This window comes from Sorangium sp. So ce834 (genome assembly GCF_051521425.1).
In the GTDB taxonomy this organism is placed as follows: Bacteria; Myxococcota_A; Polyangia; order Polyangiales; family Polyangiaceae; genus Sorangium; species Sorangium cellulosum_D.
The window spans coordinates 2,217,162-2,232,733 of sequence record NZ_CP150351.1 but is presented as its reverse complement, the minus strand read 5'-3'; the positions used below and the strand labels follow the sequence as shown (position 1 = coordinate 2,232,733).

15 protein-coding genes are annotated in these 15,572 nt (G+C 72.6%); 10 read left to right on the top strand and 5 right to left on the bottom strand.

Going from position 1 to position 15,572, the window contains the following annotated elements; genetic code table 11:
* Nucleotides 1–39 precede the first annotated feature (39 nt).
* On the bottom strand, nt 40–1,422 hold the full coding sequence (locus tag WMF20_RS08095) for a DUF2403 domain-containing lipoprotein (protein WP_437612108.1): 1,383 nt from the start codon (nt 1,420–1,422) through the stop codon (nt 40–42).
* Nucleotides 1,419–2,438, bottom strand: coding sequence for a lipoyl protein ligase domain-containing protein (locus WMF20_RS08090; protein ID WP_437612106.1), 1,020 nt, complete (start codon nt 2,436–2,438; stop codon nt 1,419–1,421). The genes WMF20_RS08095 and WMF20_RS08090 overlap by 4 nt, the downstream gene beginning before the upstream one ends.
* Before the next feature lie 36 nt (nt 2,439–2,474).
* On the opposite strand from WMF20_RS08090, the gene WMF20_RS08085 reads away from it, so the two are divergent.
* The 5 genes from WMF20_RS08085 (at nt 2,475) to WMF20_RS08065 (ending at nt 6,687) form a co-directional block, all read left to right on the top strand.
* Entirely contained in the window at nt 2,475–3,416 is a 942-nt protein-coding gene (locus tag WMF20_RS08085) for a serine/threonine-protein kinase (RefSeq protein WP_437612104.1), read from the top strand.
* 39 nt (nt 3,417–3,455) lie between these two features.
* Entirely contained in the window at nt 3,456–4,406 is a 951-nt protein-coding gene (locus WMF20_RS08080) for an AraC family transcriptional regulator N-terminal domain-containing protein (protein WP_437612102.1), read from the top strand.
* Nucleotides 4,407–4,486: 80 nt separating this feature from the next.
* Entirely contained in the window at nt 4,487–5,398 is a 912-nt protein-coding gene (locus tag WMF20_RS08075; protein ID WP_437612100.1) for an SDR family oxidoreductase, read from the top strand.
* A 154-nt stretch (nt 5,399–5,552) separates the two neighbouring features.
* Nucleotides 5,553–5,951 (top strand): VOC family protein, encoded by a 399-nt coding sequence (locus tag WMF20_RS08070; protein ID WP_437617091.1) that lies wholly within the window; start codon nt 5,553–5,555, stop codon nt 5,949–5,951.
* Nucleotides 5,952–5,979: 28 nt separating this feature from the next.
* On the top strand, nt 5,980–6,687 hold the full coding sequence (locus WMF20_RS08065) for a CPBP family intramembrane glutamic endopeptidase (RefSeq protein WP_437612098.1): 708 nt from the start codon (nt 5,980–5,982) through the stop codon (nt 6,685–6,687).
* A gap of 92 nt (nt 6,688–6,779) precedes the next feature.
* On the opposite strand, the gene WMF20_RS08060 is transcribed toward WMF20_RS08065, so the two are convergent.
* Both WMF20_RS08060 and WMF20_RS08055 read right to left on the bottom strand, forming a co-directional pair.
* A complete protein-coding gene (locus WMF20_RS08060) occupies nt 6,780–7,259 on the bottom strand; it encodes an N-acetyltransferase family protein (RefSeq protein WP_437612096.1) in 480 nt (159 codons plus the stop codon).
* A gap of 75 nt (nt 7,260–7,334) precedes the next feature.
* A complete protein-coding gene (locus WMF20_RS08055) occupies nt 7,335–8,723 on the bottom strand; it encodes a multicopper oxidase family protein (protein WP_437612094.1) in 1,389 nt (462 codons plus the stop codon).
* Between the two features lie 294 nt (nt 8,724–9,017).
* On the opposite strand from WMF20_RS08055, the gene WMF20_RS08050 reads away from it, so the two are divergent.
* The 3 genes from WMF20_RS08050 (at nt 9,018) to WMF20_RS08040 (ending at nt 11,876) form a co-directional block, all read left to right on the top strand.
* On the top strand, nt 9,018–9,845 hold the full coding sequence (locus tag WMF20_RS08050; protein ID WP_437612092.1) for a caspase family protein: 828 nt from the start codon (nt 9,018–9,020) through the stop codon (nt 9,843–9,845).
* Between the two features lie 61 nt (nt 9,846–9,906).
* Nucleotides 9,907–10,449: a hypothetical protein gene (locus tag WMF20_RS08045; protein WP_437612090.1), complete on the top strand. Its 543-nt coding sequence runs from the start codon at nt 9,907–9,909 to the stop codon at nt 10,447–10,449.
* Nucleotides 10,446–11,876, top strand: a complete 1,431-nt coding sequence (locus WMF20_RS08040; RefSeq protein ID WP_437612088.1) for a hypothetical protein — start codon at nt 10,446–10,448, stop codon at nt 11,874–11,876. Before WMF20_RS08045 ends, WMF20_RS08040 begins: the two co-directional genes overlap by 4 nt.
* Before the next feature lie 14 nt (nt 11,877–11,890).
* Here the strand turns inward: WMF20_RS08040 and WMF20_RS08035 are convergent, their stop codons facing one another.
* The gene (locus WMF20_RS08035; RefSeq protein WP_437612086.1) at nt 11,891–12,385 is read right to left on the bottom strand and encodes a response regulator; all 495 of its coding nucleotides are present in this window, start codon (nt 12,383–12,385) and stop codon (nt 11,891–11,893) included.
* 192 nt (nt 12,386–12,577) lie between these two features.
* Here WMF20_RS08035 and WMF20_RS08030 point away from each other — a divergent pair, with 192 nt between their 5' ends.
* Nucleotides 12,578–13,141 (top strand): flavodoxin family protein, encoded by a 564-nt coding sequence (locus tag WMF20_RS08030; protein WP_437612084.1) that lies wholly within the window; start codon nt 12,578–12,580, stop codon nt 13,139–13,141.
* A 344-nt stretch (nt 13,142–13,485) separates the two neighbouring features.
* On the top strand, nt 13,486–15,441 hold the full coding sequence (locus tag WMF20_RS08025; RefSeq protein ID WP_437612082.1) for an ABC transporter ATP-binding protein: 1,956 nt from the start codon (nt 13,486–13,488) through the stop codon (nt 15,439–15,441).
* The last annotated feature ends 131 nt before the right edge of the window (nt 15,442–15,572 follow it).

The following is a 15,572-nucleotide window of genomic DNA, read 5'->3' as shown; positions in this document are numbered from 1 at the left end:
CATCCCCCGCCGGCCCGCGCTCGTGCGCCCGCGCGGGCCTCAGCGCTCGGGGAGGCGCAGCGCGGCGAGCCGATCCATCGACGTCTGACTCACCTCTTCCGGCAAGCCGGGGAAGATCTCCGAGGCGCTCGCCGGGATGGCCGCGGGGTGCACGATGCCCACCTGGATTGTGCGCTTCGCCTCGTCGAGCAGGATGAAGAAGAACCGATCGTCGAGGGGGCGCCGCCACACCGGGCAGCCGCCGCCCGGGTCCTCGGCGTCGAGGACGGCGCCGGCGTCGAGCGCGGCCTGTCCGCAGGCGTCCAGCAGATCTGCGGTGTCCGGGAACGACGCGACGTCGCAGCGCTGCTTGCCGCAGACGCTCCCGCCCAGGTGGCCGACCTGGTACGAGCGGAGCCCGGTGCTGAGGATATCCCGGTTGCCGTACTCGAGCCCTTCGGCCTCGGACACCGTCTCGAAGACGTTGATCTCCCCGCAGCCGTCCCCCACGCCGGGGTCGGTGTTCGCATAGCAATGGCACGGGTGATACTTGCCCCAGCCGTCGCGCATCAGCTCCGACGCCGAGAACCCGACCCACGGCGCGTCGGTCCAGCCGTCGCTCGGGCCGTCGGCGCAGCTGAGCGGCGCGAGCGCCGGATCGTCCGCGTAGGGCATCGACGCGAGCAGCGCCACGAGCTTCGCGCCCTCCCAGCCGTGGTAGCTCACGTCGGGCCCGCCGGAGGGGCAGTATGGATCGCTGCCCGGCCCGCAGGGGAAAGGCGCGTCGCGCATCGCATACCAGTGGCATGCATTGCCCAGATCGCCGGTGAACGCGCCCGCGCCGTCCGGCCCGGTGAGCTTGAGATCCGCGAGCGCCTGTGGGGCGCGGCGATCCCAGAACGAGCGGCGCACCCAGCGATCGCCGGCGCCTCCGGGCTGGTAGACGGCGAGCTGCTTGACGCGGAGCGGCCCTCGCAAGATGAGGGTCATCTGCTCGTTGAAGGGCGAGAGCGACGCGCTCGTGACCTCGTGGCGCGTACGGCAGCAGAACTCGTCGCCCCAGGAGAAGTTGAGCGTCGCCGACTCGACGTCGCAGCGCGGGTCGCCCGGCTCCGCCTCGATGCGGCGACCCCAGTAGCCGGGCGCGCCGATGTTCTGGAACGTCATCGTTCCTCCGCGGGTCGCCGGGCCGACATTCTCCGTCGGATAGGGATCTCCGCCCGGCGCTCCCCCGCTCCCGGCGCCGGCTCCTCCGGTCCCCGCGGCGGCTCCGGTCCCCGCCGCGGCTCCGGTCCCCGCCGCGGCTCCGGTGCCGCCGTTCTCGCCGTGAGCGCCGCCGCTCCCGGCCGGTGTCCCGCCTCCGCCTCCGCAACCGGCCGCCGTCATGGCGAGCCCGACCGCGGCCGCCGTGTTGAAGAGATCCCGTGTGACTCGCCTCGTCATGAGCTGCCTCCGTGCCCCCCAGATCCTCGATGATCGCGAACAGCTGCTCCCGCCGAGAGCGCGCGCTGCGCGAGCGCGCGGAGGTCGGCGAGGCTCGCCCCCTCGAGCGGCGCGGTCCCGGCGTCCGGGGGCGCAGCGGCCTCGCCGCGGCCGAGATCCTCCAGGAGCCAGCGCCCCGTGAGGACGTCGCCGCCGAGCCACGCGCGCGCCGGCGCCCCGCCGAGCGCCGCGGCCTCGATCCAGCCGATGGGCACGCGCGCGACCACGGCGGCGCCGGCGCCCGGCGGCGCCGGGTCGTCGGGCGCGGTGATCGGCTGGAAGGGCCCTTCGGCGAGCTCCGGCGCCTCGCCGCCGTCGACCCGCGGGAGCGCCGCGCGGAGCGCGACCGCCTCGACCACGGCCTGCGCGAGCGCCTCGAGCGAGCTCCGCGCCGGGAGGACCTCGGACAGCGCCGCCGGCGCCTTGCCCAGCCAGCGGTCGACGGCGCGCTCGTCGGGCGCCGCGAGCTCCGCGGGGACCGCGAGCGGCGCGTCCTGGCCGGCGAAGACCTCGATGAGGACCGCGCCGTCGCGCGCGGCCTCGACGCCGAGCAGCGCGGCGGGGCGGTGCTGCAGCGCGATCCACTCGCGCCCGCCGTAGTGCGCGGGCGCGCCGGCGCGGGCGAAGCCCTTGAGGAAGCCGCGCACGTTGCGGTTGAGGAGCGTCCGGGCCGTGGCGTCGGGCGCGAGCGCGGCCACGTGCGGCAACGCCAGGGTCCAGACGACGCCGCGCCCGCCGAGGAAGGCGGCGGTGCCGGTCGTGGCGCGCCGCACGACCGGCACGCCGCGCGCCGCGCAGGCCGCGAGGTCGACCACGCGCGCGGCGCGCTGCAGCGCCCCGAGCACCACGGCGGGGCCGTCGACGAGGCTCGCGGCGAGCCACGGCGCCGCCGGCGACGCGCGGGCGCGATCGAGCAGGGCCGGGCCGAGCGCGAGCGCGCCCGCGAGGGGGCGATGGGCAGGCGGGAGGGTGCGCATGGCCCCGCGGGGCGGCGCTGGTGATACCATCGCCCCATGTTGACCGAAGAGGAGCTGGCAGAGCAGCGCGTCGGCACGCGGATCGGCCCGTGGGCGGTGGAGCGCGTCCTTGGGGTCGGCGGCATGGCGAGCGTCTTCTTCGGCCGCCGCGCCGACGGGTGCGTGGCGGCGGTCAAGGTCCTGCACGCCGAGCTCGCCAGCATCGACGAGGTGCGCAAGCGGTTCCTGCGCGAGGGGCCGATCGGGAACGCGCTGGCCGCCGTGGCGCCGCTCTGCGAGGGGCTCCCCCAGGTGCTGGAGTCCGGCGCCACCGACGACGGCCTGGTCTACATGGCCATGGAGATGCTCGAGGGAGAGACCGTGTTCGACCGCATGGTCCGGCACGGGACGCTCCCCGTCGGCCAGGTGATCGCGCTCGCCGAGCGGGTCCTCGACGTGCTGATCGTGGCGCACGAGCACGGCATCGTTCACCGCGATCTCAAGCCCGAGAACCTGCACATCGGCAACGACGGGCGCGTGCGGGTGCTCGATTTCGGTCTCGCGCGCGTGCTCGACCCGCTGCTCGAGGACGTCGCGGGCGTGCCCGAGATGACGAAGACGAGCACCGGCGTGTCGATCGGCACCGACGATTACATGGCGCCCGAGCAGGCCCTGGGCCTCATCCGCGAGATCGACGGCCGGACCGACCTGTTCGGCCTCGGCGCGACGATGTTCCGCCTGCTCGCGGGGCGCACGATCCACGGCAACCTGGACGAGGCGCGCCTGCTCATCGCCGTGGCCACCGAGAAGGCGCCGCCGCTCGCGCAGCACGCCCCCACGGCGCCGCCCGGCCTGTGCGCCGTGGTGGACCGCGCCCTCGCCTTCCTGAAGCAGGAGCGGTACCCCGACGCGCGGACGATGCGGGGCGACCTCGCCGCCGTGCGCGCCGGGCGCGAGCCGCCGTATGCGACGGCGGCGGCGGCGAGGGGGCGGGCGTAGCGCCCTGGTGAGCTGCGCGGCGCGGGGTACGCTGGCAGCATGCTGCGAAGATCCAACGCTCGGCTCCGGCACGGGCCCGTCGGCCCGCAGGCCCCAGGGTTCCATCGCGCAGAGCCAGCCGGCGAGCGCTCGGCGCTCATCGCCTGCCACGCGGAAGCGGAAGGATGCACGGACGCGGCATTTCCCGGCCTGAAATTCGTCCGTGTGTCGCGCCCGACGACCTGTCGGATCCTGCATGCCCTCGGTCCGGCGCTCACCGTGGTCGGCCAAGGCAGGACGACCGCGCGGTTCGACGAGATCGAGCTCGAGTACGACGCCTCGCGCTATGCGGTCGTGGCGAGGGACGCGGCCTTCGAAGAGGCGATCACGGAGGTCGACAGCGCCTCTCCGTACCTCGCCATGAGCCTCGAGATTCCGCCGGACGCGATCGCCAGGGTGCTGCTCGCGCTGGCCGACGCGAGCGCCGAGCCCGCGGCCGAGGCGGCGCCCGCCGTCGTCTCGGACCTCGACGCGCCGATCGAGGACGCCGTCGTCCGGCTGCTCCGCGCGATCCGCGACCCGGTGGAGCGCCGGATCGTCGCCCCCCTGGCGTTCGAGGAGCTCGTCTTTCGCCTGCTCCGCTCGGAGGCCGCCGCGATGGTTCGAGGCGCCGTGGGGCGCGACCGCGACGCGGACAAGATCCAGGCGGCGATGGGCTTCCTTCGCGCGAACGTCGAGCGGCCGCTGTCCGTGGAGGAGGTGGCGCGGCACGTCGCCATGAGCCCGTCGCATTTCGCGCATCGATTCCGCGCCGTCGCCCGCGTCTCTCCGATGCGCTACCTGAAGCAGCTGCGCCTCCAGCACGCGCGCGCCCTCCTGCTCTCTGGCCTGCGCGCGAGCGAAGCGGCGCAGCGCGCCGGGTACGAGAGCGCCTCGCACTTCACCCGCGACTTCAAGCGCCGCTTCGGCGCCGCGCCGGGCGACTACGCGGAGCGCTTCCGGAAGCCGTAGCGCGCCGGATCGCAGGATCTGGCAAGAGAAGCGCAGCTCTCGCCCTCGCCCCACCCCCGGGCGCGACCAAGACTCCCGCCATGATCATCCTCACCGGCGCCACAGGGCACCTCGGCTCCTCCGTCCTCAAGCACATCCTCAAGCTGGTCCCACCCTCGGAGATCATCGTCTCCTTGCACAACCGCCTGGCTCGCGCAGAGATCGAGAAGGCGGGCGTGCAGGTGAGGTCGGGAGACTATACCGACCCCAGATCCCTGGAAGACGCGTTTCGAGGTGGAGACAAGCTGCTGATCGTCTCTCATCCGTCCTTCTCCGACGACCTGCGGGTCGCGTCGCACAAGAGCGCGATCGACGCAGCGGTGAAGGCGGGGGTGAGGCACATCTATTACACCTCTCTCGCCTTCGGGCGAGAGAGCAAGGCTGCCGTGATGAGAGCGCACCTCGACACGGAGGCCTACCTGAGAGCGCGCGGGATCACCTACACGATCCTCCGAGAAGGCGTGTACATGGAGAGCTTCCCTGTCTTCCTCGGGTTCTTCGGCGCCGGACACGACGAGGTGGTCGTGCCGGGCGACGGGGGGGTCGCCTGGGCTGCGCGGGACGACCTCGGAGAGGCGACGGCGAAAATCATCGCAGGCGGCGGATACGACGATGAGACGATAGCCCTCGTCGGGCCAAAGGCGTACACGCTGGAGCAGACGACCGCGCTCATCTCGTCCATCCTCGGCCGCGAGATACGCTTCTCGCTGGTGAGCCGAGACGAGTTCGTGCGGCGGAACAGCGCGAACGGAGATGTCGCGAGGTTCTGGGCGTCGACGTATCCGGCGCTGGAGGCGGGCGAGGCGTCCAGCGTGGATCCGCTCCTGGGGGCGGTCCTCGGGCGGCCGCCCGTGTCCTTCGAGTCGAGGTTGAGGGAGCTGCTCGACCTCGAAGCGGAGCCGCGGAAGGAGCTCTCCAGCTGGATCGACAACGGACGAGGGCCAGCGCGCTGAGCGCTGTCCCCCTGGGTCGATCGCCTCCGCGGCGCGCGGACGCGTGGGCGCGTCGACGCTCCCTCTTGCCGCCCCCGTGGCGCTCCACGCGCGTGATAGCCCGGGGATTGACGAAGCGCGTCGCGAGGGGTTAAGCACCGAGGAGCACACCATGATCATCCACCACACCGGAATCGGCGTCTCCGACGTCGCCCGTTCGGCAGCGTTCTACGACGCCGCGCTCGGCGCCCTCGGCTACCGTCGGGTCATGCAGCTGCCGGAAGGCACCGGCGCCGATGCCGTGGGTTACGGCGTCGACTATCCGGCGTTCTGGATCGACCGGTTTCACCCCCACAGCACGCGGAACCATACGGCCTTCGCGGCGCGCAGCCGAGCGGAGGTCGATGCCTTTCACGCGGCGGCGTTGAGGTCGGGCGGCACCGACAACGGCCGGCCTGGGCTGCGCGATACCGCGCAAGGGTATCGGCCCGGCTATTACGCGGCGTTCGTGCTCGACCCGGACGGCAACAACATGGAGGCGCTGTTCATGGAGGGCGGCTCACCGGCGCCTTAGCTCGCGCCGGGCTCGCCCGACTCGCGCCATGTCCGCCCCCACCCGCCGCGCCAGGGCAGCGCTGCAAGCCCTCGTCGTCGCCGCCATCCTGCTGGCGCTCCTCGCGCTCGGCCAGGCGGCGCGCCCCGCCGGGCGAAGCCTCTCACCGCGCGACATCGCCCAGGGCGTCGCCGCCGGCGGCGGCATCTTGCTCGGCAGCATCGCCGTCATGCTCGCCGTGTTCCGGGAGCGCTGGACCACGCTCGGCTTCCGGCGCGAGGCGCCGACCGCCGTCCTCGGCTGGGGCGTGCTCGGGCTGATCGCCAGCTACCTGCTCGCCGGCGCGGGAACGGCCGTCTATGCGCTGGCAGCGGGCGTCTCCCCGGAGCGGCTCGCCGCCGAGAAAACCGCCGCGCTCAGCGGCTTCTCCGAGCTTCCGCCGGCGCTCATCCTCCCCCTCTCGCTCTTCACCGGCACGTACGAAGAGCTGGTCTTCCGCGGCTTCTTCATCTCGCGCCTGCGCGCCGCCCTGTCCCGGAACCCCCACGACCCCGCCGCCGCCGCCGGCGCCGTCGTGCTGACGTCCGCCCTGTTCGCGATCGGCCACTTCTATCAATCCACGCTCGGCGTCGTGCAGACCTTCGCCATCGGCCTGGCGCTCGGGGCGCTCGCGGTGCGACGGGACAACGTCTGGCCGTGCGTCGTGGCGCACGCGGGCATCAACCTGATCGGGATGCTCGCGCTGCGGTTCGCTTGAAGCGGCGCCGCCGACTCGGCGCGGGCAGCCTGAGCGGCCCCCCGCGAGCTCACGATCACGGTCGATGCAGGCGCGAGGAGGGCGGGCGCCGTTCAGCCGAGGCGCTTTCTCATGCTGACGCTCGTGATCCGGTAGCCGAGCGAGTCGTAGAGCCCCCGCGCCCGCGCGTTCTGCGCGAACACGTGCAGCTCGATGTCCCGCGCGCCCAGGCCGCGGGCGATCTCCTCGGCGAGGGCCATGACCCGGCGCCCGATCCCCCGGCCGCGGGCGTCCTCGCGCAGGTGGATGTCGTAGAGGAACGCGCTGCGAAACCCGTCCGCGCTGGTCATGCCGATCCAGACGTGGCCGACCACGGCGCTGCCCTCCAGCACCGCATAGATGTGGTGGTCGGGGGTGGCGAGCCCCTGCGGCAGGAACGCCTCGATCTGCGAGCGCGCGTTGCGCTGCTCGTCCTCGGTCCGCGCGTCCACGGCGCTCGCGCGCTGCTCCGCGTACGAACAGGCCACGAGCTCGACGAAGGCGTCGAGCTCCGCGGCCTCGAGCGGCCGCACAGAGATGGGGAGATCCGACATGGCGCCAGGTTACCACCAGATGGGGCGGCAGGCCCACGTCGCCCCGGACGGAGGCGCCCATCGGCCCCGGCGCCGTCACTGGATGACGTGCAGCATCCCCATCATGCCGGCCTCGGCGTGGTCGAGGATATGGCAATGGAACATCCACATTCCCGGCCGGTTGTCGTAACGGACCACGAAGCGCGCCGCGCCGTCGACAGGCACGTTCACCGTGTCCTTCCACTCCATCGGCCGCACCGGCCTCCCGTCCGCGCCGAGCACCTGGAAGAAGAAGCCGTGCAGGTGGAACGGGTGATCGAACTCGAACGTGTTCTCCACGGTCCACACCGAGGTCTCGCCCACCGCTGCCACGAGCGGCTCCGCCTTCCACGAGGGCACGCCGTTGATGCCCATCTCCACGCCGCTCGAGCTCTCCTGCAGCGTGAGCTTCAGATCGACGCGCGTCGCCCCCGCCGTGTCGAGCGCCGGGATGTCCCTCCGCACCTCGGGGAGCCGCGCGTCCTCGGCCGCAGGCTCGTCCGCGAGGCGGAGCCGGAACGCCTCGACCTCGGGCCTCCCGAACGTGGCGCCATAGCCGCGGTCGTAAGGCACCCAGCGCACCGGGAGCGTCGAGCCCGGCGCGCCGCGCGGCACGATCAGGACGTCGGCGCGCTCGCCGGGGGTGAGCAGGATCCTGTCCGTCGCGACGGGGCGCTCGAGGAGCCCGCCGTCGCCGCCGATCCGGGTGAAGCGGTGATCCGCGATCATGAGCTGGTAATAGCGGGCCTTGGCCGCATTGACGATGCGCCACCGCTGCCTGAGCCCGGCGCGCGCCTCGATCACCGGGTTCACCCGCCCGTTCACGAGCAAGAGGTCGCCTTCGCGCCCGAACACCGTGCCGAGGTTGCCGCCCGCCTCTGGGTCCTCGAGCGTGCCGTCGTCGCGCAGGCTGATGTCGCTGAGCACGAGGACGAGCTCGTCGCCGAGCCCCGCGGGCTCGTCCGGGTCCTCGACGAGCAGCGGGCCGTACAGGCCGTTCCCCGCCTGCACGGCGGAGTCGACGTGGGGGTGATACCAGTAGAGCCCCGCGTCGGGGACGACGAAGTCGTAGGTGAAGCTGCCGCCCGGCGGCGTCTCGGGCTGGCTGTGCCCGGGCGCGCCGTCCATCTCCGCCAGCAAGCGCACGCCGTGCCAGTGAATCGTCGTGGGCGCCGGGAGCTCGTTGCGGAAATTCACGATCACGCGATCGCCCACCTTGGCGTGGATCAGCGGGCCGGGCAGTCCGCCGTCATACGTCCAGGTGGGCGTCCGCTTGCCGGGCACGATCTCGACCTCCTCGACGCGCGCGGTCAGATCGACCTCCACCACCTCGGGCCTGGCGTCGCGATCGCGCGCCGGCCGCAGCGCCACCGCGCTGTCCCACCCCTCGGGCTGGGACGGGCGATCGGCCGCGCATCCGAGGGCGGCGGCGAGCAAAGGGCTCACGAAAAGGAAGAGAGGGCGCTCGTACGGCATGTTGTGAAGGCCGACTTTACCACGCGAACGGGGCAGGAGCCGCCCGAGAACGCTGAGCGCTCCCGGAACGGGGAACCGAGGACGAGGACGAGGACGAGGACGAGGCCAGCGCGCCGCATCCGCGCAACGTCACGCAACGCGCAACGCGCCTGTGCCGCTCGACCACGCTCGCGCTTTTCCCCTGGACAGTCGCCGAGGTAGGGCGCGATATTACGCTGCCGGCCTCTCATTGGCTTCATGGGGCACGATGGAATGGAGCACCGAATGAAGAAGCGCGCCGTGCTCGTCGGCATCAACGACTACGCAGGCAATCCGCTCGCCGGTCCCGTGAACGACGTCGCGCTGATGAGCGAGTTCCTCAGGGACCGGTGTGGCTTCAGCGTCGACACGGAGATCGTCTCTGCCACCCAGATGGCAGGTACCAAGTCGGCCATCCTGGAGAGGCTCCAGTGGCTCGTGCGCGGCGCCGAGCCGCAGGATCAGCTCCTCTTCCACTTCAGCGGCCACGGCGACCAGCTCGACGCGCCGGACGACGCCGGCGAGCTCGATCGGCTCGACGAGGTGCTCTGCGCGCTCGGCTTCGACAGGACGAACGCCACGGCGATCCGCGACGACGAGCTCACCGCGCTGTTCTCCACCCTGCCGAGGGGCGCGCACGTCGTGTGGACCTGCGACTCCTGCCACGCTGGCGGAATGCCCCCGGCGTCGGCGCGGGGAGGACCGCCGGCGGCCGAGGGCAGGACCGCTCGCGGCTGGAGCGCCGCCGCGGCGCCCGAGCCCCGGAGCGCGCCGGCGAACGATCGGCGGCGCGCGGAGCGCCGGATGCGCAGGGCGATGGGCGAGCTCCCCGTCGTCTTCATCGGCGCCTGCGCGGAGGGGCAGCGCGCGTACGAAGGCCCGCTGGGCGGCCGGGTCCACGGGGCGCTCACCTATCACCTCGTCCGGGAGCTCGAGCAGCCGGGAGGGCTGACGACCTCCCTCGCGCGGATCGTCGACAGCGCGACGCGCGCCATGAACCGCGCCGGGTACGCCCAGGAGGCCGTCCTCGTGACGCAGCGCGAGCGCGAGGCGGCTCCGCTCTTCTGGCCATGAGCGGGAGGAGCATGGCGTTCTTGCGCGCTCGTGCGAGCGAATCGCCGGGAGACGAACACTCATGACGAACCGACACAGGTGGCCGCTCGGGCTCATCATGCTCGCCGCGCTCTCTTCGTCCGGGTGCCCCGAGGACCCGGAGGTGGAGAGATATCTCATCGTCGCGCCGGCCGCGGAGCAGCCGGGCTCGCCAGCGCTGGGGACCAGCGTGCTCGTCCAGCAACGAGGGGGCGCCCACCTGCGCCTGAAGACGATCGCGGGGAAGCTCGATCTATCGACGGACGCGCCCGGCGGAGCCACGCGACAGCCGTCGTGCATCCCCGCGCCCCCGCCCGGCGAGCCGCGGTTCTTCCTCGTCATACCGGACGATGTCGAATGCGAGCTGTACGTCGATCTCCTCGGGCCTGACCGCGGCGACGACGCCCCGGCCTGCTCGGGGCCGCTGCTCGCGAGCCGGCTCCTGCAGATCACGAACGTGCGACAGAACCCCTCCGGCGACGGCGGGGGAGGCGCGGGCGGCGACGGCGGCGGCACGGGCGGCGCGGGCGGCGGAACGGGCGGCACGGGCGGCGACGGCGGCGGCACAGGAGGAGATGAACCGTGAATGGGAAGCGGGAGCGCACGCTCCTCACGTCGAATCATGACGCGCCGTGGATGCGGATCGCGCGCGTCGCGGCGGCCATCTGCGCGATCTTCCTCACGACCCGCGTCGCTCGTGCAGACGGCGCATGCAGGGACGTCAGCCAGCTGTGCAGTGGCGATGATGACAAGACGTGCGCCGAGGAGCTGAGCGGCGTATTGCTCAACATCGAAGGGGAGGTCCTCAACGAGATAGACGCTCTCCAGAAACGCGTCCCCGCCACCCCGAGCGCCAGCGTGACAGCCGCGGTGACCGTGGCAAAGACCAAGAGCGACGCGTTCCTCGCGAGCCGCAAGATCGCGTCGAGCGCTACAGGTACGGACGCCGAGAAGAAGGCGGCAGCGGTCAAAGCCATCGCCGAACACTGCGATTACGTCACGGCGAGGGACCAGGCGAACAAGGACATCTCGCAGATCCCGGCGCCGCCCGCCTCCCCCAGCGGCATCGCGGATCCGCTCCAGGCGCAGCGCCAGGAGATCCAGCAGATCTGCACGAGCTCATGCAAGGCCCCCGGCGCCTTCTGCGTCGACGCCAGATCCGGCGAGCCGCTCTGTGACGGCCTGGCGCCCGATGTCTACTCGCTCGTCGGCGCTCTATCCCCAGGAGACAAGCTGATCGTACGCGTGTTCGGCGAGGAAGCGCTCAGGGACAAGCTCAAGCTCTCGGTGACCTTCCTCCGCTCGCCGGACCGCCGCTTCGATGATCGGGCGCCGGGCGGCCGGGCTCCCGCGAGGCTCGAGCTCCTCGCGGAGCAGACCGCGGAGATCCCCGAGGACACGTCGATCACGTCGCTGAAGATCCGCTACGAGCTCGCGGGCGACGGACCCGAGAGCGCGATCGACGAGTCGTATGCCGTGCCCATCGATCAGGGGCAGTACTACCTCGAGTTCGGCGCCCTCATCCCGCTCGTGATCGATGGGTCGCGGCGCGTCGTCCAGACCACGCTCCCCGGCGCCGGCGGCGAGCGCCGCCTCTCGGTCGAGGAGGACTGGAGCGTCAACCCCTCGATCGTGCTCAACGTCTTTCCCGGGGGCCGGCGCCGCGGCGTCATCTCGTCGTTCCAGGACATGCGGCTTTCGACGACGCTGGGCGACCTGCTCGGGGTGCAGGTCGGCGTGGACCTCGACCTCGGCGAGCCCTTCGATCGCATCTTCCTCGGCGGCGTGATCGAGCCCGTGGCGGGGCTCGGCTTCAACGCCGGCCTGGCCTTCGTCCAGCAGGAGTACCTCCCCGCGGGCCACGCGGAGGACATGATCGTGCCCGTCGGAGAGTCCGTGTCGCCCGCGCGCCGGTACGCACCTCGTTTTTACTTCGGCGCCACGCTGACCCTCGACATCGTGACCACCGCGACGACCGCCACCACCAGCTTCGCGAGCGCGCTCACGCGCTGAGCCCGCTCGCGGCGTCAGACGTAACGCCCCACCGCGTCGAGCAGCGCGGCGAGATTCACCGGCTTCTTCAGGATGTCGACCGGCCCGAGCTCGGCCGCGCGCGGCGCCGCCCCCGCCGTGAGCACGACCACCGGGACATCGGCGATCGACGGGACGCGCAGCTGCTCCGCGCGGAAGGCATACCCGTCCAGCATCGGCATCATCAGATCGAGGACGATGAGCGCCGGCGCCGGCGCGTCGCGGAGCCTGGCCAGCGCCTCGGCGCCGTTCCTGGCCGTCATCACCTCGTAGCCCTCGTCCGACAGGACACCCACGAGCGCGTCGCTGACGCCCTGGTCGTCCTCGATGACGAGGATCGTCCGCGATCGCGCGGGGCCGCCCTCCGCGGCGCCGCGCCCAGGGGCGCGCGGGGCGGCGGACGGATCGCCCGGAGCCACACCGTCGTCGCCCCGCTCCGGATCGCGCGGGGCATCGTCGTTATCGCCCGAGCGCGGTCCGTTCGCGTCCATGGAGGCCCCATAAAGCTTTCCGCCACAGCGCGCAATTTGAATCGCGCCGCGGCGCACGGCGCGCGGGAGGATCGCCCGCGACGAACCGCTCACGCCCGTGCGCGCAGCGAGCTCGTCAGCGGCAGCGCGGCGCGCGCCGGCGCGTGGACGGCGGTACGGGCGCTGCATCCTCGCGGCCCCATGAACGTGGCCGTGATCTTCTATTCCCTTTTCGGCGACACGGCCGCGCTCGCCGCCGCGGTCGTCGAGGGCGCCGAGCAGGCCGGAGCGACCGTGCGGCTCCGGCAGATCGCCGGCCTCGCGGCGCCGCAGGAGCGCTGGAGGACGAGTGAGCAGATCCGTGCCACACGGGAACACCTCGCCTGCGTCCCGGTGGCGCGCCGCGACGACCTCCTCTGGGCGGACGGCATCGCCCTCGGCTCGCCTGCGCGCTATGGCACGATGAGCGCGGAGCTCCGGCGCTTCCTCGACGGAGCCAAGCAGCTCTCGGGCGATCTCGCCGGCAAGGTGGCGTCCGTGTTCTGCTCGCCCTCGCCGATCGCGGGGGCGCAGCGCGCAGCCCTCCAGTCGATGGTCGTCTCCCTCCTCAGCCATGGAGTCCTGGTCCAGCCCCCCGCCCGCGCGGCGATGGATCCCGCGGACACGACCGCCCGGCGCGGCGGCTCGCCCCGGGCGAGCTCGGGCGAGCTCGATCTCACGCTGGCGCGCGCGCTCGGCCGCCGCCTCGCGCTGACCGGACAACAGACGCGCAGGTAAGCGCGGCGCGACGGCCGCGCCGCCGGCCTGTACCGTGACCGCGCCGGCGCGGCGAGCCCTGGAGTCCCGGACAACCGCGCAGCAAATCAGCAGGAGCTCTGCTCCTCTCCTGCACATTGCAGTGAGCGCGGCCGCGAGGGGCTGTTACACCTGCGCCGATACCTCGCTACCGGTCGGAACCGATGGACCGTCAGGCGGGGCCCGAAGCCCGGGCCGCCGGCGGCCACCTCAGCCGTAGACAGGAGAGAGCTCAGCGAACCATGAGCGCACAAGCTCACCGCAAGGACTATCACCCTTCGCCGCGGCGCGGGGGCAGGATCGGGCCATCGAGGCGTTCCCCAGCGATGGCCGCAGAGCGGCGCGCCGCGCCGAGCAGCCGCTCGGCAGCCGGCGCGGATCGGCTCCGGTTCTTCCTCCGCGTGGGCGCCTATTTCAAGGAAGAGTGGGCGCGCATCGGCGCGCTCTCCCTCCTGGTCTGCGTCTCCATCGCGATCAGCCTTCTCCAGGTGTGGCCCATCGCCGTGATCGTGGATCTCATCTCGAGCGGGCCGCGCAGCGAGGACCTCGTCCACCGCCTCCTCCTCTCGCCGCTCCCGGACAGCCTGCTCGGCCGCGTCCTCGGGCTCGCGGCGATCACGCTCGTCCTCCGCGTGGCGCAGGAGTTCGTGGGCATGGGCCGCGCCCTGATCAACTTCCGCATCGGCTACGGCGGGCTCACGCGCGTGCGCTGCGACGTGTACAGGAAGCTCCAGGCGCTCCACATCGGCTATCACCGGGCGCAGCCGCAGGGGGACGCCCTCTACCGGCTCAACCAGGACGCCGCCGGGTTCCACGGGATCCTCAACGTGGCCATCGCGGTGATGGGGAGCGCGCTGACGCTCACGGTGATGATCTGCATCATGGCCTCGCGCAGCCTGCCGCTCACGCTGCTCGCGCTCGCGGTCGTGCCGCCGCTCCTGCTCACGAACCACCGGTTCGGGCGCGCGCTGCACAAGAAATGCACCGAGGCAAAGGAGGTCGAGAGCGAGCTCACGACGTCCGTGCAGCGCTCGATGGCCTCGATCGGCCTGGTCCAGGCGTTCGGCCGCGAGGCCGACGAGGAGGCGCGCTTCCACGCGACGCTGCGCAACAGCGTGAAGGCGTGGCTCAGGCTCCACCACGACGAGCTCGGCCACGTGCTCACCGTGGGCTCGATCCTCGGGCTCGGCGGCGCGCTGGTGCTCGGCTACGGCGGCTACCTCGTCGTCGAGGCGCGCGGCGGCGCGGGCGACTCCGGCATGACGCTGGGCGCGCTCACGGCGTTCCTCGGCTACCTCGGCATGCTCTACGATCCGCTCTGCAAGCTGACCGGCGCCGGCGCCGCGGTGCAGGGCGGCGTCGCGGGCGCCCAGCGCGTCTTCGAGGTGCTGGACCGCGATCAGGCGGTGGTCGACGCGCACGACGCGGCGTCGCTGCCGACCGAGCCGCGCGTGCTCTCGCTCGACGGGGTCGGGTTCGAGTACCGCCCGGGCCACCCGGTGCTGCGCGGGATCGACGCGACGATCCGGCCGGGGCAGATGGTCGCGTTCGTGGGCTCGGTCGGCTCCGGCAAGACGACGCTGCTCAGCCTGCTGCCGCGCTTCCACAACCCGACGTGCGGCGCGCTGAGGCTCGACGGCATCGACACGCGCGCGATCCGCGTGGCCGACCTGCGCCGGCACATCGCGCTCGTCCTCCAGGACAGCATCCTCCTTCCGGCCACGATCGCGGAGAACATCGCCTACGGTTGCCCGTTCGCGACCGACGCCGAGATCCGGAGGGCGGCCGAGATGGCGGGCGCGGCGGGCTTCATCGAGGCGCTGCCGGACGGCTACGGGACGCAGATCGCCGACGGCGGGCTCAACCTGTCGGCCGGCCAGCGGCAGCGCATCGCCATCGCGCGCGCGCTGCTGACGGACGCGCCCATCCTCGTGATCGACGAGCCGACCGACGGGCTCGACGCCGAGCACGAGCGGACCATCGGCGAGGCGCTCCGCGCGCTGAAGGGCCAGCGGACGATCATCCTCATGAGCCACCGCCTGAGCACGATCGTCGACTGCGATCAGATCTTCGTGCTGGAGCGCGGCCGCATCGTCGAGCACGGCGCGCACGCGGAGCTCCTGCGTCGGGACGGCGTCTACACCAAGATGGCGCGGTGGCAGCACCTGCACACCGGCCACGCCGTCGGTCCGAAGAGCGGCCCGCGCCGCGCCCTCCCGGCGCCGTCGCCCGACGCGCTCGGCGGCGACGACGGCCGATGGGCCGATGGGCTGATGGGCTGAGGGCGGAGGCGGAGCGCGGCGCGCGCCCACGCTGCGCGCCGCGCGCCCACGCTGTCGCGACGCGCGCCCCAGAGCGCGCTTTTCGGCCCGCACGCCGCCCCCGGAGCCACGGAGACGTGATAGAGCTCCGG